This is a genomic window from Halotalea alkalilenta (assembly GCF_001648175.1).
GTDB lineage: Bacteria > Pseudomonadota > Gammaproteobacteria > Pseudomonadales > Halomonadaceae > Halotalea > Halotalea alkalilenta_A.
This window is the reverse complement of sequence record NZ_CP015243.1, coordinates 2449712-2468409: the sequence shown is the minus strand read 5'-3', so window position 1 is coordinate 2468409 and position 18698 is coordinate 2449712. Positions and strand designations below refer to the sequence as shown.

Sequence of the window (18698 nt, the reverse complement as noted above, 5' to 3'; positions counted from 1 at the left end):
TTCAGTCCGACAGTGCCTTTAGCGTCGCCTGCTGTTCCGGCGTGAGTTGTGAAGTCGCGACAGCTTGGTCGAACGTGATCTGCTCGCCCACACTCGGCTTCACATTTGACCGAAAAGCGTGTCCGGAAACCATGCCCGGTGGCCCCAGCAGGTATGCGTTCACAGCTTGAACGGTGACACCCAGTTCTGACGCAAGCTTCTCGACGAATCGGGCAGGAATGGTGGCAGTACGAATGGCCCGATCGCGCACCCGCATGAGGAAGAGATTACTGACGTCCAGGCTGCGTGCGAGCGACTTGAAGCTGCTCGTATTGAGCTTGGTGAACGGATTCGCAACCTCCGCATCGGGCTGCTGGACAGCCCGCTCGAATCGCTGCCAGGCCTTATCAACCGCGCTGTCCGGCACTTCGGTCGCCGGAACATCGCCTTCTGGCGCCTCATAAAGCAGATCGATCGAACAGTCGATCAGCGCGGTCGCATGCTGCGGGTACTCCCTAATGTAGCGTTCAAGCGTTTCCCGGCCATGGTTGGGCTCCATGGAGAACGCCATCAGCACAGATTCCTCGTCTGCAGCGAAAGGCTTTGACGTACTCATGCGTCCTCCTGCAGAACAGACCTGAGGGTCTTGTAGGCACGGTCGCGGCGATTGCGCACGGTTCTCTCATCGCACTGGAGCATTTTCGCGATAGTCATGATGTTCGGGTCCTTCGAGTCGATCTGGAAGCCTTGCCGTAGCAAGCCAACGACCCGTCTCTGATCGTCTGGTAATGCGTCAATCGCAGCGTCCAACTCCAACCGGAAAGCCGGGTCGTCAATTTTTTGAGGGTCGCCTCCGAGGAAGTCGGCCGCTGCTGCCTCGACCTCCGGTGAAATGTCCTGACCCTCATCGTCATCCGTGGACAGCGGCACTGTAAGGACCGAGGCCGGACCAATCTGCCTCAACACGGTCTTGCGGAACCGGGCGAATGCTAGGTCGAACCGCACTTCAAAGAAATCCAGCATAGCGAAGCGGCCGCTGCAGTCCTTGGCAATTCGCTCAGCGAATCGGCTCATGACCTCTTCTCGGATGTCTTGTGCCCCGGCCATACGAGAGTCCGGGATCGATGCAAACAGAGACTGCCCGACGCGCTTTATGAGCAGTCCGAAAAGCTGCTTGAACTCGTCCTTTGCGCCCGTCGCATGGGCGCGCCGCAGGAAATACGTCAGTGCTTCCGATGGCACATAGCCGTCGCTCTTCCTCGACGCGACGGTGAAGGCCTGCAGGCGTGTCGCGGCATCGATCGACTCCAGCCTCTGCAAACAGGCGTCGATCTCCGGTGGTCGCGCGAACGGCTCCCCGTTTTTGTCCTTGCTTCTCAAGGGTTTCGGCATCGATCTTCTCCTTGCCCGTCAGCCCGCTCTATACATGCGTTTTCTTTTCCACCGTCACCGAACACGAATCGGCAAGGACACCTGCGGCTGGATCGGCACGAGGGTTTTGGCATAGGCACGCAAGATGTCGTTGTAGAGATCAGCATGCTTCGGGGCCTCGACCGAGAGGATCAGTGCATAGCGGATCTTCTCGGCACCAGTGGTGGCCCGGCCGCCGCCGTCGCGGGCGTTGTAGTGGATGTCGAAAACGGGGTTCTTGAGGCTGGAGCCACGGAAGGTCTTGGCCCCGTGCAGCACAGTTTCCCATTTGCCCTGATCCGAACGCCGCTCCTGCTCGGTGGCGAACTTCTTCAAGTCGAAGAAGCCCTTGGTATCCGCGTTGCTCTTGCCGTCCTTGATCTTCTCGTCGTTGGGCCGGAAGACGACTTCGAGGCCGGCCTTGGTGTAGGCCGCGGCATCCTGCGGATCGGTGGGTGAGGCATAGCAGAACGTCGCCTTCAGACGCACATTGCCGAGCAGTCCTTCCTTGGGCAGCGGCAGGCTGGCACGCAAGTACTTACTGGGCTTGAGCTCGCCCTGGTAGACCACGCGGGCCACACCATCCGGGCAGGTGATAATGTCGAGGGTGTCCTCAGGAATCTTGCCCCAACCCACTTCGACCGGATCATGCTCGCCAGGATCGGCGGCGTGAACCAGAAGGGCCTTGATGGCGAGTGGCGTCAGATCTCCGCCCAGGATCGCGCGTACGCCGACCGCGCTACGCAGCAGGTACGGAGCCGCGAAGCTGGTACCCAACTGCGGCGTCAGCACCGGCTTCACGTTCGGCGCCAACACATGAAAGTATTTGGCTGCTGGGTTGCCACCGAACGCCATCAGGTCTGGCTTGATAACGCCAGGGCTGCGGCCCGGCCCGATCGCGCTGTAGGGCGCGCGTGCCCAGCCAGCATCGGTGTCGTCGGCCGCGCCGACCGCGAGCGCATTCACGCAATCCGATGGAACCTGCACGCGGTTGTAGCCGAGCTCGCGGTCCCGGTCTCCGTTATTGCCAACGGCCACCGTCATGAGCGTGTCGCCGTCGCTGAGCAACTCGTCGATAACGGACGTCCAAGCGTGGACTTCCCGGTCCTCCACTTCGAGATCGGGGCCCAGGCTCAGGTTGATGAACTCGTAGGACCTCGACAGCAGAACCTGCTCGATGAGACCGAGTGTGCGATACAACTCCAATGGATCTTCGCCGCCCGCCTCCTGGTCCAGCACGCGCAGATGGTCCACCGGGGCGAACGGCCTGCCGGCCGTACCGTTGGGCTGGATCGGACCGAACAGCACGGCCGAGGTCACGCCCAAGCCATGCTCCGGACCGTCCGGATCATCGTCGGCGTCTTCGTCGAGCTTGCGGTACGAGCGCAGCCAGGGGCCGATCGGATGGTGCTTGGGCAGGCCACCGTCCAGGATGGCGACACGAGGTTCGGATGAAAGGGCCTGTTCGGTGGGGAGGCTGCATCCCACTGAGGGCCCACCGCTGCGTTGCAAGGGACGGATACCACGCAGCTTTGGCACGGGACGGATCACCCGCACGAAGGCGAAGCTGGCCAACCGCTCAATGTCGCGCGGCTTGCCCTCGACCGGCACGAACCACAGATTGCCGGCGATGAAATCGACTTCACTGTGGACCTTCACGCCTTCCCGCTGCGCGAACTTCACGAAAGCCTTCTGGATTAGGCCCGGGTCTTCATCCGGTAGCAGATGTAGGCCTACTTCGAAAAAGCGATCCTTCGGGCCGCCGAGGCCCACGATTCGCTCTGCTGGCGCAAAGGCGGCAAACTGTTCGATGTGGGCAAGATCTTCGCCCTCGTCGGATTCCGCCTCAATGGTTTCCGTCCATCGGGAGAGGTTGCGGAAAGCCTGGCGCTTGCCGGCGACAAACAGTTCGGTCGTTGTGGTTTCATGCGGCTGCCCCTTGCGGGTCCAGGCCTGCGGCTTGACCTTGACGGTACGGCTCCCGATGGACTCCAGTCCCGTACTACGCAGCAGTCCTGTCGGAAAATACGAGCGCGCGATGAAGCTGGGATTCATCATCAGCCGGGCTACCGCGAAGTCGCCCGGGCAAGCGTCAGCAGATAGCTCGTCCAGCGCCTTGCTTGCACTGCGGAACTGAGGAACCATTCGCTCCCGCGCCTGCGCGAACGTGTAGACCTCGGCCTTGCCTGGCATGCGCTTCGGGCCGACGATGTCATGGGTCAGCAGCTCGCCACGACCGATCAGGAAATTGGTTTGGCTCATGCGTCAGCCTTTCTCCGTTGTGCGGCCTTTCGTACCGCAGACGTCTCATTGGTGTACTTTCGGATCGTGTCCCGGCTCACCCCGGTGATGTCGGAAACAGTGTGCTGGGACAGGCGGGTCTGCTTAGCCAGCATCACTGCCAGGTCGATGCGGCCCTGCCTATCGAGCGCCAAAGCACGCGCCTTCATGAAGTCTTCGACCAGATCAGCGTCGGTGGTCGTGCCCAGCGCCACGGCACGCCGGAAGCGCTGCACGTCGCGCTCGATGTCGCTGAACGAATGGCCGGCGAATGCAAACACCAGGATGTCGATCCAACGGGCAAAAAGGGCGTAGTCCGGCCCCAGGAATCGCTTGATGGCTTCCTTGACCGCCTGTTCATCGGGCGTCTTGAACTGGACCACCAGGTCGAAGCGTCGCCACAGCGCCGGATCGATCAGTTCCGGGTGGTTGGTGGCCGCCAGCAATACACTGCTGGCAGGCCATTCGTCGACTTCTTGCAGGATCACCGTGACCAGGCGCTTGAGTTCGCCTACGTCGCTGTCATCGCTGCGTCGCTTGGCGATAGCGTCGATTTCGTCCAGCAGCAGCACGCAAGGCTCGCGCTTGGCGAAATCGATGGCCGTCCGCAGGTTGGTGCCGCTCTTGCCCAGCAGGCTGCTCATCACGGCTGTCAGGTCGAGCACGTACAGCGGCACCTTCAATTGCGCGGCCAGCCAGCGGGCCGTGAGTGTCTTGCCGACCCCGGGCGGCCCCACAAAGATGGCCGAGCGGGTCGGCGTCAGCCCCATGGCCTGAAGTCGATCGCTCTGCCGGCGCTCGGCGATGAGTTGCCCCAGTGAATCCTCGACATCGCTGGACAGCAGCGGCGCATCTCTCGTCGGTTCGTCCTTGAACACCTTCAGGAGAGAGAGACGGGATTCGTCGTCAACCGGCAAGGCGTGGGCCGTTGGCGGCTGAGGCGACAGCTTGCGCATGGGAGAGACACTGCGTACTGGCTTCGACTTCAGGAACAGTTCGAGCTGCTCGGCCAAGTCGGGCGCCGTCCCTCGGTACTTGCGGACCAGCCGCGCCGTGAACAGGCGCACATCCTCACTCTGCTCGGCCAAAGCCAGGCGGACCATCTGGGCTAAATCTGACTGCTCTTCTCTCATTTCGCCCGCAACCTTGATAACTCATTGATTTATATTGAAAAATAAAAATTCTTCAATGGACTAAAGTAATTATCTCATAAAGCGAGGTCAAGTGGTAAGAGAGGCTGCGGCAGTGGCGGTCACAGCGCGGTCGTCGACTGGCAGGTTTGCCGTCTAGCGTGATCTGCAATTCCACGCTGAGAAGCGCCTGAGCGCCTGAGCGCCTATGCGCGCGAGGCGCGCCTGGTCGGGCGTGGTGTCGTATGACCGGCCATCAGGGCTTGAGCAAGTCCGGCGGGCAGTCGGCGAACGCCGGCTGGGCCTTGCTCATCGGAATGGTGATGGCTTCATCGCCGGTGAGGATGGCCATCATCATGGCGATCATGGTCCTCAGGCCGTTCGAGTTGCGCAGCACCTCCAGGCCAGATGCACGGGGAAGCCATCGGCATTGCATCGCAGGGGATGGATGCCACCGTGCATAAACGAGTTCATGGCGTTCCAGGAGATGCCCTTGAAGTGGACCTGCGTCTGATGGGCTGCTGCCGGCGCATCCTGTCCGACGCGCTTGCCGATCTGATCGATCATGCCCTTTGCGCTGGGCAAATTCTTGGCGGCCTGTTCGGCTTCCCGTGTGAGCGGGGCCGACCGTTTCTCGATCGCTGTCTCGGGGGCCGCATAGATGAGCCACATCGCGCGGGTCAGCGCTTTGAACTGCAGCCGCATCAGGCCGACGGCTGATGTCGGCATGCCCAGCGCCATCAATAGCATGCACGGCTGTTGCGTGTTCGTTGACGACTAGGCACATGCCCAGAGCTGTCGCGCCGCGTGGAGAGCCGTCGAACTCGGCGTCGTCGAGCAGTTCGTTGAACCGTTCGTGCAAGGCCTCCGAGCGCTGGAGCATGTGTTCCAGGGGATCGTTGGAATCGGCGTGTTCTGTCTCGGGCATGGCGTCATCGTAAAGGCCTCTTTGCGTTCGGGCGTCCCCGGCCATCTGAGCAATGGCCGGTCGCGCTGTCGTGCGCGTAGCGCATCGAGCCTCGCTGCGCGAGTCTCGCCCTTGTCGGGCTTCCATCGTTTCCTCGCTCCGCTCGGCTGACGCCTTCGGCCCGGCTTCCAGCTTCGGGCCTGCGCGCTTCGCTTGCGTGCGGTCGGCACACAGGGATGGCCGTTGCCTTGTCCAGCCGTCTCCCCTGACTTCATCACCTTACCCGCGACCGTAGCCCGCTCCCGTGTGCCGTCAAGGCGCGCAGGGCCGTGTCCTCGGCTGCGCCTGCGGGCCGCACCAACCCTGCGCTTGTCTCCTTGACGGCCCCCGTCCGCGCGCTCCTGACCGTCGCGGGCGATGAACTCAGGAAAGACGGTGGCAACAGGGCCAACCGGGTTCCTCGTGCCGACCGCACCGAACAGCCGAAAGGCTGGGCTCCGAATCTAGGAATCCGGTGTGCGGTTTGAACAGCAAACCCTTTTCGTCAGGAGAAATGCAATGCAACTCGCATCCCGATTCGCTTCCCGTTCCCCGTCGCTGCGCAGCGATTACCCGCTGTCCGATGACCAAATCCGCCGTGTGGCCCCGTCCATCTTCGCGGACGCGCCGCACGAAAGCCGTTCCGAGCGGTACGCCTATATCCCCACCGCCGCCGTGCTGACGGAGCTTCGCAAGGAAGGGTTCCAGCCCTTCATGGTGGCGCAGACCCGCGTCCGCAGCGAAGACCGCCGCGACTTCACCAAGCACATGATCCGACTGCGCCATGCCAATCAGATCAACGATGCAGAAGCCAATGAAATCGTCCTGCTGAACTCGCACGACGGCACCAGCAGCTATCAATTGTTGGCTGGCTTGCTGCGCTTTGTCTGCCAGAACGGATTGGTATTCGGGGACACCGTGGCCGATGTGCGCGTACCCCACAAAGGCGACGTGGCCGGGCACGTCATCGAAGGCGCTTACGAAGTGTTGAGCGGCTTCGACCGGGTGAAGGAATCCCGCGATTCCATGCGCGCCATCACCTTGAACGATGGCGAATCCGAAGTGTTCGCCCGCGCCGCGCTGGCCCTCAAGTACGACGACCCCGACAAGCCCGCGCCCATCACGGAATCGCAAATCCTGATGCCGCGCCGCTTTGATGACCGCCGCCCGGACTTGTGGAGCGTGTTCAACCGCACGCAAGAGAACCTGACCCAAGGCGGCCTGCGCGGGCGCAGCGCCAACGGACGCCGCCAGCAAACCCGCCCGGTGCAGGGCATCGACCAGAACATCCGCCTCAACCGTGCGCTTTGGCTGCTGGCCGACGGCATGCGCCAGTTGAAAGCCTGAATCCCCACGCGGCAGGGGCAGGCAGCAGCCCTTGCCGCTTCTCTCGCTGCTGCATCCCAACCGCTAGGAGTTATCACCATGAACGCCGTTACCCAAACCGAAACCCGCGCCATCGAAACCGCCGCGCCGTTGGAGGTGGCCGACCCGACCAAGAACCTGATTTTGGTTCCGCTCTCGCAGTTGCTGCCGCGCCGCTCCAAGCGCAACGCACGCAAGACCCCGCGCCTGTCCATTCCCGAACTGGCCGCGAGCATCGCCCGCATTGGCCTGCTGCAAAATCTCGTCGTCATTCTCACCGCCGATGGCGAACAATATGAAGTCGTGGCCGGCGACCGCCGCCTGACCGCATTGAAGCTGCTGGCGAAGAAGAAGCGCGTCGCCGCCGACTTTGAGGTGCCGTGCCTGCTGGTGCCGGACGCTTCGGCCCGTACCGTCAGCCTCGCGGAAAACCTGCTGCGCGAGCAGATGCACCCGGCCGACCAGTTCGAGGCGTTCGCCGCACTGGTCAAGGAACGCCGCCCCATCGAAGACATTGCCGCCGACTTCGGCGTGTCCCCGCTGGTGGTGCAGCGCCGCTTGAAGCTGGCCAACGTCTCGCCGCGCCTGCTGGCCGACTACCGGGCCGGAGCCGTCACCCTGGAACAGTTGATGGCCCTGACCATCACCGACGACCACGCCGCGCAGGAAGCCGCGTTCTACGGTGCGCCCGAATGGCAGCGTGGCGCGTCCGCGCTGCGCGAACGCCTGACCGAACGCGAAATCGACGCCACGCATCCGCTGGTGCGCTTCGCCGGGCTGGACGCCTACACGGCAGCGGGCGGCGGCATCCGCCGCGACCTGTTCGCGGAAGGCGACGCCGGAACCTACCTGACCGACGCCGCGCTGCTGGAAACGCTGGTGCGCGGCAAGCTGGATGCGCTGGCCGGGGACGTGCGCGTCGAGGGTTGGGCGTGGGTGGAAGCCGTGCCGCACATGAGCTACGCCGAGCGGCAGGCGTTCCAGAACGCGCCACGCCAGCGCCGCGAACCGAACGCCCGCGAAGCCCGCCGCCTCGCCTCGCTGCAAACCCGCCTCGACAAGATCGACGCCGAACTGGAAGAAGCCTACGACGCCGAGGACGAGGACAAGACCGAAGCGCTGGAACCGCGCCGCGAACAGGTCGCCGGAGAACTGCAAGCCGTGGAGGAAGCCTTGCAGGGTTACGCCCCGGACGTACGCGCCGTGGCCGGTGCCATCGTCACCCTCGACCGCAGCGGCGAAGCCGTGATTCATCGCGGGCTGCTGCGCGAAGCCGAAGCCAAGGCGCTGCGCACGCTGGAACGCTTGCGGCAGGGGTTCGGCAGCGCGGAAGGCGAAGCCGGGAACGACGACGAAGGCGAGGACACCGAGCAGCCCCAGGCCGCGAGCCTGTCCGACCGGCTGGCGCAGCGCTTGAGCGCGCATCGCACTGCCGCGCTGCAAATCGAAGTCGCCCGGCATCCGCACGTCGCGCTGGCCGCGCTGGTGCATGGCATGGTGCAGACCGTCTTGCAGGACAACCATTACGGCCACGATTTGCCGCTAGGCGTGAGCCTGAAAGTGCAAGGCCGGCTGGAAGGCATGGCCCCCGATTGGCCCGAGTCGCCCGCTGCCGTGGCCCTGCGCGAATTGCAGCAGGTCGCGGGCGAAGCGCTGCCGCAGGACAGCGCCGAACTGTTCGCCGCGCTGCTGGCGATGGGGCAAGGCGAACTGGTGCGGCTGCTGGCGGTATGCGTGGCGGCGACCGTGGACGTGGTGACGCCTCGCGCCACGGCGCACCAGCCGGGCGCGGAACTGGCGCAGGCCGTGGGGCTGGATATGGCCGCATGGTGGCAGCCCACCGCCGACGGCTACTTCAAGCACGTTTCCAAGGCGGTGATTCTGGAAGCCGTGGGCGAGTTCGCGCCGTCGCACGCTACCCGGTTGGCGAAGTTGAAGAAGGCCGACATTGCCAGCGAGGCGGAACGGCTGGCCGATGGCACGGGCTGGATGCCCGCCATCTTCAAGGCCGAAGGCCCGGAAGCTGCGCCGGAGGAAACGCAGGCGCAGGAAGCCCCGGAGGAAGCCGAGGCAATGGCGGATGAACCCGCCGAGGCACTGGCCGCTTGACCCGCGCCGAAGGCAAGCGCCCCGGCCTCGACCGGGGCGCTTCGCTTGAAGGAGAAGCCCCCATGACCCGCACCCCCACCAGCCGCCCGCGCATGGCGGCGATCTATGCACCTGGCACGGTGCGCGCCCGCCGCTGGCACGGCGAAGGCGACGTGCGCGGCTACCGTCCGCCCCCCGGCTGGACGGCCTGCGCCGACCTCACCGACATTCACCCCATCAGCGGCCAGCTCTTGCCGCGTTCGGTGTAGTGGATCATCGAAATCAAGGAATAACGAGCAGCACCGGCCCCAAGCCGTTCCGCCTTTGGGCCGGTGGTCGAAGATCCGGGCGCAGCGGTGGCCGCGCCCGGTTCCAGCGTCCAAAGCAAAATCGCCACGTCGCCGCCTTCGACCAGGCGGCGACATGGCGGACGTGCAAGTGCCTTGCACGCGGTACAGCCATCGGCTCCCGCTGACGTGGGCAAGGTTTCGATGGCGCCCCGCCGCAATGGGCGGGGCTTGTGGGGCTACGCCCCGGCTTGCTGCGGCAGGTTGTGCCAAAGCGTGCCGTCCTCGACGCTGGCAGTTCGCGCCTGTACGTCACGAAGGACGGTTCACCGACACGCCGCCCGGCTTCGCTATGGAGCATCCACGCCACGCCTCAAGCCCGTCGCCGCAATCTGCGGCAAGGAGCGTTCTCGCTCGTCGTTGGGGTATTGGCCTTGCCCGCGGCAGGGCGCAAGCCAGTGAAGCCGTCATGCGGGGATGCCGAGTCGGCCACGTCTCCATTCGGGAGCGGGCGGCCGGTGCGTCCTTGGCTTGTCGTGAATCCTGGCGAGGGAACGGCTGTGCCTTGGGCTTCATGGCCGCAACCTTCCAGCGAAAACAATTTCCCCTGCGCTGCGCGCATTCCTCGCGGGACAAATTCTTTTCGCTTCCAGGCTCTCCACGGTGTTGCGACCGCTGCGCGGTGCGGCCAGCCCATCCCCCGCCGGCCGGATCACAACAAGGACGCACTGGCGCGACCTTGTTCAACCCGAAAGGAGAAACATCATGGCTAATATCGGCACCTTCACCGCAGAGAAAGACGGCTTCACCGGCCAGCTCCGCACCCTGACCCTCAACGTCAAGGTCAAGCTGATTCCCAACGACAAGGGCGACACCGAGAACGCCCCCGACTTCCGCCTTCAGGCGGCCGGCCACGACATCGGCGCGGCGTGGAAGAAGACCAGCGAAGCCGGGCGGCCCTACGTGTCCGTATCCCTCGACGATCCTTCGTTCCCGGCGACGGTCTATGCCCGCCTGATCGAGAACGAGGACGGCACGCACGACCTGATCTGGTCGCGCAGCAAGCCCAAGGCGGCCTGACGGCCGCCCACCGTGCCCCGCCCATTGCGGCGGGGCGCCGTGCTGCTGGCGCAGCACCTCACGCACGCGCCTACGGCGTGTCGCGTTCCTTCAACACCGCCTCAAGCTCCTGGCGCACCTGCGCCAGAAGCTGATCGGCCTTGCGCGTGCTGTCGCCGGCATAGGCCAGCGTCAGCAACGTGAGCGGATGCACGTCCATGACCTCGCACAGCTCGGTCAGCTTGTGCATGGTCGGGCTTTTCAGGTCGCGCTCCAGCAAACTCAGATAGGTACGGCTGGACACGTCGGAGAACGCTTCCTGGCTCAAGCCGCGCGCTTTCCTGACCGTCCGTATTGCCGTCGCCAAAGAGTTTTTCGCCGCCACCTATGGTTTTCCTTAGAAAACCAAGATGACAGCCGATTGCGCACTATAGGGCTACAAACTATAGTGCGCATTTGGTGTCGTTGATTTCCGTATTCGTGCCTTTGCAGAAATCCGCATGGGCGGATTCCGACAGAATCGGGGAACCGCATCCGTGTCTTTCCTGGCCTGCGCAATTCCGCTTCTTCGTTTCCGTGCATGTACGGATTCAATGGCTTGTGCTTTCGTGCTTTTCCGCCAAAGCACGCATCCGCTTCGGCGGTTCCGCGCTTCGGTGGAAAATCGTATCCGTGCATCCTCGGATGCGTGGGGATTCGGGCCATGACCCAGCCGCTCGTCACCGCTGAACAGCGGGCGCAACTGCTCGCCGTCGGCGCGGCACGCGCCGCTGATCGGGGCATCGACCCGATGCCGACGGTGCGACTGTTCACCCCTGACGCGCACGCCACCTGGCTGCTGGCCGCGCTCGACCCGGCTGATGGCGATACGGCATGGGGGCTGATCGACCTGGGAATAGGCATGCCCGGTCTGGGCCATGTGAAGCTGTCCGATCTGGCGTCCATCGTCGGGCCGCATAAGCAACCTGTGATGCGCGATCGCTACTTCCAGCCCGTGCGGCAGCTGTCGGAGTACCTGCGGCTGGCCGAGGAAAACGGCTCGATCACCGACTGAGCAGTCCCAGCCAACGGCAGCGCATTCTGACTATTTCAGTCTTACCCAAGACTTGGGCGGTCTGAATCCACACTCTTGCACCGAAGCGGTGCGTTCTGTTGCAAACAGTCATGATCTTTGGTGCGGGCTGCTGCACGGTGCTTCATGCTGCGCGCCATTTTCGTGGCCCCGCAGCCGTCGCATTCAGACGATTTCCGCAATGCCCTGGAGCGAATCAGTCTTGACACCAGCAGTTACAGCTTATCCCGATTTCGATGACGACTTGATGGCGACTCGATAGCTCCCGCACGGCGGAATCCGTGGCGACGTTCCTGCTGAATGACAGGAGGCTGCGTCATGGCTGACCCGAGCGCCGAACACTGGTATCCGACCGCCGCGTATCTCTACACGCTGCACCTCGACGGCCCCGCGCTGGCCTGGGAATACCTGCGGCGCCACCCCGACTACCGCCGCGACTGGCTGCGTCGGCGCCGCCGGCCAGAGGCCGCCGGGCGCTGGGGACTGCGCCTGCTGGAAGATCCCGCCCTGGATGCGCGCGACGCGCATCCGGCCTGGTTCCCCGATCACGATGCGGTGGTGCAGCTCTACCCGGACGCCGACCCGCCACCCGACGCGGTGGCCTTCGCGTTCTGGCGCATTCCCGGCCAGAAGCATCTGATCCACGATGGCAAGCGCCTGGTGCTGCTGACATGTTGGCCGGGCTGCTGCCTGCGCTTCGCACTGGCACCCGACCTGAGCGATGGCATGGCCTACGCCTATGCCATCCGCGCCTGCGCCACACCGTGCGTCCGCTATCAGGCACTGGCGGCCGAGCTGGACAAGCTGGCCATCGCTGGCGACGCCTTACCCGCGGGAATGGCACGGCCACGACCGACACTCGCCACATTGCTGGAGTTGAACACGCTCCAGGCGCTCGACGGCACCCTCGCGGGCGCGTCCCTGCGCGACGTGGCCGAAGGGCTGTTCGGCGTCGATGCCGTCGCCGACGACTGGTACGCCGACAGTGCCTTGCGCGCCCGCGTTCGCCGGCTGGTGCGCCGGGGCGATGCGCTGATGCGCGGCGGCTATCGTCGCCTTGCACAGCTTCCGCCCGTTGCACAGGGACGTTCTGCATCCCCTGCAAAACGTCCCTGAGCAAGAAGCCTTGCTTTCTTGAAAGTGCCTCTATCCGGCCGCGTGGTGTGGCCGGGCTTGATGGAGGTACATCCCATGCGACCCGCTCCCTTGCGGCCTGCCGCCGCTGCTGTCGCTGCGCCCGTGCAGCCCCAACGCTATCTGACCAACGACGAAGCCGCCGAGTACCTGCGGCTGTCGCCGCGCACGTTAGAGAAACAGCGCGTGATCGGCGGCGGCCCGAAGTTCCGCAAGTTCGGCCGCCGCGTCATGTACGCGGTGTCCGACCTCGATGCCTGGGCCGACCAACGCAGCTACGAGGCCACGTCCGACCCGGAATATGCCGAGCGTCACGCGGGCGACTACCGTGATGGCCGCTGATCGTCGGCTCGCCGGTGGCCATCGTCATGTCCAGCCCATCGCTGCCGTCGGGGCAGCGATCGCAGCAGCGGGAACAGCTCGACCTGTTCCGCGCGCTGCCGGGCGACGGCATGGCGCCGCGCGACAGCCAGGACTTGATGGCCTTTCCGTTCTTCTCGCTGGCGAAGTCGCGGCGCACGGCGCCGATCGACTTCCGCAGCGGGAACATCACCATCCGCGTGGAAGGCACGGCCGAGCACGGCATCGCCACGATATGGGATGCCGACGTGCTGATATGGGCCGCGTCGCAGATCGTGGAGGCGCGCGACGCAGGCATTCGCCCGTCGCGCTTGATACACGCCACGCCCTACGAAATCCTGCGCTTCATCGGGCGCGGCACGTCCCTCAACGACTACCAGCGCCTGAAAGCCGCGCTCGACCGGCTGCAATCGACCAGCGTGGCGACTTCCATCCGCGAAACCACCGGCCGGCGCCTGCATCGCTTCTCCTGGGTGAACGAATGGCGCGAGCTGGCCGACGCCAGCGGCACGCCGCTGGGCATCGAGCTGATCCTGCCGGACTGGTTCTATGCCGGCGTGCTCGATGCCGCCCTGGTGCTGACCATCGACCCGGCCTATTTCCGCTTGAAGGGCGGCATCGAACGCTGGCTGTACCGCCTGGTGCGCAAGCACGGCGGGCGGCAGGAACACGGCTGGCAATTCGACTTCCGGCATCTGCACCGCAAGTCCGGCAGCGCGGCGCGCTTCTCGGACTTCGCCTACGACCTGCGCGTGCTGGTCGCGCGTCAGTCGCTGCCCGGCTACGTCCTGGGCATCGAGCCGATGCCGGGCGAAAGGCTGGAACTGCTGACCTTCCGGCCCGTGCCGTTCACGGCACGGGGATAACTGCGGGAAAAGGTGTGGACGGCCTCGTGCTATCAGGAGTACCGGGTATCGTGCTATCGGGAGTACGCCTATCGTGCTATCAGGAGTACGAAAACGCCGCAAAGCCAGTAACGGCGAGGGTTTGCGTCCCCTCTAACTTACCTAACTATAAATCTCTAACTTTTAGTAGAAGCGTGCCGTTTCGGTGGACAACCACGAAACGGCACGGCCAGGCCGGCTTTCCAGCAGGGAGGGCCGCGCCATGATCTTCGCGTTTCTCAACCAGAAAGGCGGTGTCGGCAAGACCACGCTCGCCACCCACATCGCTGGCGAGCTGGCGATGCGCGGTCTGCACGTCATCCTGCTGGACGCCGACCCGCAGGGTTCCTCGCTGGACTGGACGCAGCGCAGAAGCCAGCAAGGCTTGCCACGGCTGTTCAGCGCCGTGGGCCTCGCCCGCGAAACTCTGCACCAGGAAGCGCCCGAGCTGGCGCGCCGCGCCGATCACGTCATCATCGATGGCCCCCCGCGCATCGCCGCCCTGGCGCGCTCCGCGCTGCTGGCGGCCGAGCGCGTGCTGATTCCCGTGCAGCCCAGCCCGTATGACCTGTGGGCCAGCTCCGAGATGGTGGCACTGATCCGCGAGGCACAAGTCTTTCGGCCTGCGCTGCGCGCGGCCTTCGTCATCAACCGGCGCGTCAGTACCACCATCATCGGCCGAGAAGCGCGGCAATCGCTGGCTGAACAGCCGCTGCCGGCGCTGCGCACCGAGGTGCGCCAGCGCATCGTCTTCGCCGACAGCGTGGCCGCTGGCCGGCTTGCACGCGAAACCGCGCCGGACAGCGCCGCCGCACGCGAGATCGCCGCGCTTACCGATGAACTGCTGCGGTGGCCGACATGAGCGGCCCGCGCAGCAAGCGCGTCGGCATCGGCGCACGTCCGCCCGCGAATCCGCACGCCGAGGCATGGATTCGCCAGGGCGATGCCGATGCGCTCAACAAAGGCGACCTTTACACGGCTCGCCTGACACTCGACGTGACGCCCGCGCTGCGCGCGCGCATCAAGATCGCCGCCTTCGGCCAGGGCGTGACCGTGGCCGAACTGCTGCGCGGCTTGCTGGAGCGGGAGTTTCCCGAGAACCGCATGGAGAACCTGCCATGAACGCATCCGCCTTGCCTGCCGCTCACGCGGCGACGGCTGCACCGGCTGCTGCGCCGCCGCCTTCGCTTTCGACGCTCGCCGGCCAGGCTGGCAGCGTGCCGCTGACTCGCGTATCCCTCGCCTACATCGAACCGCGATTCAAGCTCTACCTGCGTTTCGGCGAGCCGGCGCGCACGCTGCGGCTCGACCGCTGGCGGCGCTGCGCGGTGTTCCTGCCGCGTGCAATGTTCTGCCGCGTGCGCTGGGAAGCAAACGACTACGGCACGATCCGCTGGCAACTCATGGTGATGCAAGCCGCCACGCCGCTGGACGACATGCAGCGCATCCCTGGCGTGCGGCCGGGCGCACGCCTGCTGCTGCACGCCGAAGGCGAAAACGCGGTGCGTGCCGTGCTGGAACGCATCGACGACATCGACGCGCAAGGCATCGCCGCCATCGACGTGTCGCCTGCGTACTGGCGCACGCTGGGCAACCGTCTGGCGGCCCGCCTGGCGCTGCCCGAATACACCGCCGAGCGGCACGCCGCCTGGCTGGCCGGAAGGGCGCTGCCATGACGACCCAATCCAACACCACATGCACGCACGAAGCCGCGCCGCATCCTCGCTCGCGCCTGCGCGTTCGCATCGTGCTGGCGGGCTTCGCCGCCGTCGGCCTCGCTGCGCTGGCCTGGGCGGCTTTCGTGTCGCCGCTGCCGCGTCTGACCTACAACCCGTCCGACAGCGTGGCGGTCGGCTGGTATCGCATCGAACCGTTCGACCCGCGCACCGCCTCGCTGCCACGTCCGCTGTCCGTGGACAGCATCGTGCTGGTGCCGCTGCCCGACAGGGCCGCCATGCTGGCTGCGCAGCGCGGCTACCTGCCGACCCGCGTTCCGCTGCTCAAACGTGTGGGCGCGGTCGCGTCGCAGGAAGTGTGCATCGCTGGCGGCATCGTCCACATCGACGGCGCGCCTGCGGCCACCGTGCTGCCTGCCGATCGGCTGGGCCGCCCGCTGCCATCCTGGCGGCAATGCCGCCGCCTCGAACCTGGCGAACTGTTCCTGTTGAGCGTGACCAATCCGGCGTCGTTCGACAGCCGCTATTTCGGGCCGGTCAGCGCATCCGCCGTGATCGGCGTCGCGCATCCGGTCTGGCTGGAGACACGCCCATGATGGCTGCCGATTCGCTGCGCTTCATCGTGCCATCAGGCGTGTCGTCCCCCTGGCCGCCGCCGTGTCGTCGCGCGTGCAGTGCGAGCGCATCCGCGCCGCACTTCGCGCAACATCCGGCGCAGCCGTCCACCGTGCAGGCGTCTTGCCTCGAACGCGCCCGGCCTGCGGCCATTGGCGCGTTCGCCGGCGGGCTGGCTGCAAGCAGCACAGCGCCGCCGGGCCGCCGACGCCCGGAGCGACAGCGAAGGGCACAGGCGGAAGGCAAGACAAAAGGACGCGGCACTGGGCCGCGTCGAAAGCCTGTCTGCACATGGGGGTGGCGCGGCACGCAGCGGCTTCGCCGCCGTGCCGCGTGGGGCGCGAGGCCCGCGCCAATGCAGGCATCTCCGCGTGCTTCGCACGACAGGACACGCCGTGGCTTGCGGAGAGCGCAGCCATGACCGACCGCCGCGACGACGATTTCCGCGTGCGTCCCAGCGCCCCGAAGAACCGGGGCAAGGGCCAGGGCCAGAGCTTCGTTTCCAAGGTGCTCAAGCAGGCTGGCAAGGCCAGCAGCGGCAAGTCGGCGGTGCGCCATTCCGCAGCCGGCGGCAGCGGCGCACACGCCGGCCAGCGCCCCGGTTCACGGCTTGGGCGCGGCCACACGGCGGCGCGTTTCGCGGGCGCGAAGCTGACGCCCATGTCGCGGCGCGTGACCATCAAGACCCTGCTGGTCAACCAGCGCAACGCCAGCCCGCAGTCGCTCGCCAAGCACCTGCGCTACATCGAGCGCGACGGCGCGGGCCGCGATGGCGAACCTGGCCGGGCCTACGGGCCGCAGACCGACGAAGCCGACCTTGATGCCTTCAAGGAGCGGGCCGCCGACGACCGGCACCATTTCCGCTTCATCGTCTCCCCGGAGGACGGCGCCGAGCTGGACGACCTGCGCACCTACACCCGGCATCTGGTGAATCGGATGGAAGCCGACCTGGGGACGCGGCTGGATTGGGTGGCGGTCGATCACTGGAACACCGACAACCCGCACACGCATTTGATCGTGCGCGGACGCGACGACACCGGCAAAGACCTCATCATCGCGGGCGACTACATCGCCCACGGCTTCCGCCATCGTGCCGCCGAACTGGCGACGGAATGGCTGGGGCCGCGTACCGAACTGGAGATCCAGCAGACCTTGCAGCGCGAAGTGGAGCGAGAGCGGTGGACGAGCCTCGACCGCACGCTGCAACGCGGGGCCGACGAGGATGGCTGGGTGCAGATCGAACGCTTCAACGAACCCCGGCTGCAACGCCAGCGCCTGCTGCTTATCGGCCGGCTGCAACGCTTGCAGCGCCTGGGCCTGGCCGACGAGACGCAGCCCGGCACCTGGGCGGTTCACGCCGATACCGAGAAGACGTTGCGCGCCTTGGGTGAGCGCGGCGACATCATCCGCACCATGCAGCGCGCCATGAGCGGCCAGCCGCGCGAGCTGGGGGTGTTCGAGCCGGGCGACGACGGCCGTACCATCGTCGGCCGCGTCGCTGCCAAGGGGCTGGCCGACGAGTTGCATGACCGCGGCTATCTGGTCATCGACGGCGTGGACGGCAAGGCCCACTACGTCGCGTTGAACGCCCGTGACGAGCTGGCGAACTATCCGACCGGCGCCGTAGTGGAGGTACGCGGTTCCGCCGAAGTTCGCGCCGCCGACAAGAACATCGGCGCGCTGGCGAGCGATGGCCTATACCGCGCCGATTATCACCTGGCGATCGAACAGGGCCGGGCCAAGCCCGGCGGCGATCCGCAGGAAGTCGTCGCGGCGCACGTCCGCCGGCTGGAAGCCCTGCGCCGGGCCGGCATCGTGGAGCGCGTGGCCGAAGGGCTATGGAAGGTGCAGGACGACCTGCCGGAACGTGGCCGCCAGTACGATGCCCAGCGCCTGGGCGGTGTGGCGGTGGAACTGAAATCGCACCTGCCCATTGAGCGGCAGACCCGCGTGATCGGCGCCACTTGGCTCGACCAGCAACTGATCGGCGGCGGCCGTGGACTGGGCGACCTAGGCTTTGGCCGCGAGGTCAAGAACGCTCTGCAACAGCGCGCCGACTTCTTGGCCGAACAGGGGCTGGCCCAACTGCGCGGTCAGCGCGTGATCCTCGCCCGGAACCTGCTGGGGACGCTGCGCAACCGGGAACTGGCGCAGGCGGCGAAGGACATTGCCGCTGAAACCGGCCTGGAACATCGCCCAGTAACGGACGGGCAGCGCGTGGCCGGCATCTACCGGCGCTCCGTCATGCTCGCCAGCGGTCGCTACGCGATGCTGGATGACGGCATGGGATTCAGCCTGGTGCCGTGGCGGCCGGTGATCGAACAGCGGCTGGGGCAGCAGCTCGCCGCAACGGTGCGCGGTGGCGGGGTATCGTGGGAGGTTGGACGAGCGCGCGGCCCATCTATCGGTTAGC

18 protein-coding genes and 1 pseudogene are annotated in these 18698 nt (G+C 65.8%); 13 read left to right on the top strand and 6 right to left on the bottom strand.

What is annotated here, in order from left to right; translation table 11 throughout:
• Position 1: 1 nt before the first annotated feature.
• From A5892_RS11030 to A5892_RS20765, 5 genes and pseudogenes are all read right to left on the bottom strand, one after another.
• Positions 2–595, bottom strand: coding sequence for a hypothetical protein (locus A5892_RS11030; protein WP_064122844.1), 594 nt, complete (start codon positions 593–595; stop codon positions 2–4).
• Entirely contained in the window at positions 592–1371 is a 780-nt protein-coding gene (locus tag A5892_RS11025; protein ID WP_064122843.1) for a hypothetical protein, read from the bottom strand. Before A5892_RS11025 ends, A5892_RS11030 begins: the two co-directional genes overlap by 4 nt.
• 54 nt (positions 1372–1425) lie before the next feature.
• Positions 1426–3651, bottom strand: coding sequence for a S8 family peptidase (locus tag A5892_RS11020; RefSeq protein WP_019184004.1), 2226 nt, complete (start codon positions 3649–3651; stop codon positions 1426–1428).
• Complete coding sequence (locus A5892_RS11015; protein ID WP_064122842.1) at positions 3648–4802, bottom strand: AAA family ATPase; 1155 nt, start codon at positions 4800–4802, stop codon at positions 3648–3650. Before A5892_RS11015 ends, A5892_RS11020 begins: the two co-directional genes overlap by 4 nt.
• A 253-nt stretch (positions 4803–5055) precedes the next feature.
• A pseudogene (locus A5892_RS20765) lies at positions 5056–5504 on the bottom strand (DUF6988 family protein).
• Between the two features lie 760 nt (positions 5505–6264).
• Here A5892_RS20765 and A5892_RS11005 point away from each other — a divergent pair.
• From A5892_RS11005 to A5892_RS10990, 4 genes are all read left to right on the top strand, one after another.
• On the top strand, positions 6265–7092 hold the full coding sequence (locus A5892_RS11005) for a DUF932 domain-containing protein (RefSeq protein ID WP_064122841.1): 828 nt from the start codon (positions 6265–6267) through the stop codon (positions 7090–7092).
• A gap of 78 nt (positions 7093–7170) precedes the next feature.
• Positions 7171–9219 (top strand): ParB/RepB/Spo0J family partition protein, encoded by a 2049-nt coding sequence (locus tag A5892_RS11000; protein WP_064122840.1) that lies wholly within the window; start codon positions 7171–7173, stop codon positions 9217–9219.
• A 62-nt stretch (positions 9220–9281) separates the two neighbouring features.
• Positions 9282–9467, top strand: a complete 186-nt coding sequence (locus A5892_RS10995; RefSeq protein WP_064122839.1) for a hypothetical protein — start codon at positions 9282–9284, stop codon at positions 9465–9467.
• Between the two features lie 783 nt (positions 9468–10250).
• Positions 10251–10565: a DUF736 domain-containing protein gene (locus A5892_RS10990; RefSeq protein ID WP_033959579.1), complete on the top strand. Its 315-nt coding sequence runs from the start codon at positions 10251–10253 to the stop codon at positions 10563–10565.
• Positions 10566–10635: 70 nt separating this feature from the next.
• Here A5892_RS10990 and A5892_RS10985 read toward each other — a convergent pair whose 3' ends face one another.
• Positions 10636–10929, bottom strand: coding sequence for a helix-turn-helix domain-containing protein (locus tag A5892_RS10985; protein ID WP_082890406.1), 294 nt, complete (start codon positions 10927–10929; stop codon positions 10636–10638).
• Between the two features lie 318 nt (positions 10930–11247).
• Between A5892_RS10985 and A5892_RS10980 the strand changes: the two genes are divergently transcribed.
• The 9 genes from A5892_RS10980 (at position 11248) to A5892_RS10940 (ending at position 18697) form a co-directional block, all read left to right on the top strand.
• Positions 11248–11598 (top strand): DUF2958 domain-containing protein, encoded by a 351-nt coding sequence (locus A5892_RS10980; protein WP_064122837.1) that lies wholly within the window; start codon positions 11248–11250, stop codon positions 11596–11598.
• 336 nt (positions 11599–11934) lie between these two features.
• Positions 11935–12732 (top strand): DUF2285 domain-containing protein, encoded by a 798-nt coding sequence (locus A5892_RS10975; RefSeq protein ID WP_064122836.1) that lies wholly within the window; start codon positions 11935–11937, stop codon positions 12730–12732.
• A 75-nt stretch (positions 12733–12807) separates the two neighbouring features.
• Positions 12808–13092, top strand: a complete 285-nt coding sequence (locus A5892_RS10970) for a helix-turn-helix transcriptional regulator (protein WP_011657225.1) — start codon at positions 12808–12810, stop codon at positions 13090–13092.
• A 26-nt stretch (positions 13093–13118) separates the two neighbouring features.
• A complete protein-coding gene (locus A5892_RS10965) occupies positions 13119–13976 on the top strand; it encodes a replication initiator protein A (RefSeq protein ID WP_190295597.1) in 858 nt (285 codons plus the stop codon).
• A gap of 241 nt (positions 13977–14217) precedes the next feature.
• Positions 14218–14856, top strand: coding sequence for a ParA family partition ATPase (gene parA / locus A5892_RS10960; protein ID WP_064122834.1), 639 nt, complete (start codon positions 14218–14220; stop codon positions 14854–14856).
• Positions 14853–15116: a hypothetical protein gene (locus A5892_RS10955; RefSeq protein WP_064124449.1), complete on the top strand. Its 264-nt coding sequence runs from the start codon at positions 14853–14855 to the stop codon at positions 15114–15116. Before parA ends, A5892_RS10955 begins: the two co-directional genes overlap by 4 nt.
• Positions 15113–15670, top strand: coding sequence for a DUF2840 domain-containing protein (locus A5892_RS10950; RefSeq protein ID WP_043213136.1), 558 nt, complete (start codon positions 15113–15115; stop codon positions 15668–15670). Before A5892_RS10955 ends, A5892_RS10950 begins: the two co-directional genes overlap by 4 nt.
• Positions 15667–16266: a S26 family signal peptidase gene (locus tag A5892_RS10945; RefSeq protein ID WP_064122833.1), complete on the top strand. Its 600-nt coding sequence runs from the start codon at positions 15667–15669 to the stop codon at positions 16264–16266. Before A5892_RS10950 ends, A5892_RS10945 begins: the two co-directional genes overlap by 4 nt.
• Before the next feature lie 436 nt (positions 16267–16702).
• A complete protein-coding gene (locus tag A5892_RS10940; protein ID WP_064122832.1) occupies positions 16703–18697 on the top strand; it encodes a relaxase/mobilization nuclease and DUF3363 domain-containing protein in 1995 nt (664 codons plus the stop codon).
• Position 18698 lies beyond the last annotated feature (1 nt).

What these genes read in the sequence shown, in the direction of transcription:
- A5892_RS11025 (WP_064122843.1), bottom strand. Translation starts at nt 1,371, where the DNA reads ATGCCGAAACCCTTGAGAAGCAAGGACAAAAACGGGGAGCCGTTCGCG.
- A5892_RS10990 (WP_033959579.1), top strand. Translation starts at nt 10,251, where the DNA reads ATGGCTAATATCGGCACCTTCACCGCAGAGAAAGACGGCTTCACCGGC.
- A5892_RS10975 (WP_064122836.1), top strand. Translation starts at nt 11,935, where the DNA reads ATGGCTGACCCGAGCGCCGAACACTGGTATCCGACCGCCGCGTATCTC.
- A5892_RS11005 (WP_064122841.1), top strand. Translation starts at nt 6,265, where the DNA reads ATGCAACTCGCATCCCGATTCGCTTCCCGTTCCCCGTCGCTGCGCAGC.
- parA (WP_064122834.1), top strand. Translation starts at nt 14,218, where the DNA reads ATGATCTTCGCGTTTCTCAACCAGAAAGGCGGTGTCGGCAAGACCACG.
- A5892_RS11015 (WP_064122842.1), bottom strand. Translation starts at nt 4,802, where the DNA reads ATGAGAGAAGAGCAGTCAGATTTAGCCCAGATGGTCCGCCTGGCTTTG.
- A5892_RS10980 (WP_064122837.1), top strand. Translation starts at nt 11,248, where the DNA reads ATGACCCAGCCGCTCGTCACCGCTGAACAGCGGGCGCAACTGCTCGCC.
- A5892_RS11000 (WP_064122840.1), top strand. Translation starts at nt 7,171, where the DNA reads ATGAACGCCGTTACCCAAACCGAAACCCGCGCCATCGAAACCGCCGCG.
- A5892_RS11020 (WP_019184004.1), bottom strand. Translation starts at nt 3,651, where the DNA reads ATGAGCCAAACCAATTTCCTGATCGGTCGTGGCGAGCTGCTGACCCAT.
- A5892_RS10970 (WP_011657225.1), top strand. Translation starts at nt 12,808, where the DNA reads ATGCGACCCGCTCCCTTGCGGCCTGCCGCCGCTGCTGTCGCTGCGCCC.
- A5892_RS11030 (WP_064122844.1), bottom strand. Translation starts at nt 595, where the DNA reads ATGAGTACGTCAAAGCCTTTCGCTGCAGACGAGGAATCTGTGCTGATG.
- A5892_RS10995 (WP_064122839.1), top strand. Translation starts at nt 9,282, where the DNA reads ATGACCCGCACCCCCACCAGCCGCCCGCGCATGGCGGCGATCTATGCA.
- A5892_RS10955 (WP_064124449.1), top strand. Translation starts at nt 14,853, where the DNA reads ATGAGCGGCCCGCGCAGCAAGCGCGTCGGCATCGGCGCACGTCCGCCC.
- A5892_RS10965 (WP_190295597.1), top strand. Translation starts at nt 13,119, where the DNA reads ATGTCCAGCCCATCGCTGCCGTCGGGGCAGCGATCGCAGCAGCGGGAA.
- A5892_RS10945 (WP_064122833.1), top strand. Translation starts at nt 15,667, where the DNA reads ATGACGACCCAATCCAACACCACATGCACGCACGAAGCCGCGCCGCAT.
- A5892_RS10950 (WP_043213136.1), top strand. Translation starts at nt 15,113, where the DNA reads ATGAACGCATCCGCCTTGCCTGCCGCTCACGCGGCGACGGCTGCACCG.
- A5892_RS10940 (WP_064122832.1), top strand. Translation starts at nt 16,703, where the DNA reads ATGACCGACCGCCGCGACGACGATTTCCGCGTGCGTCCCAGCGCCCCG.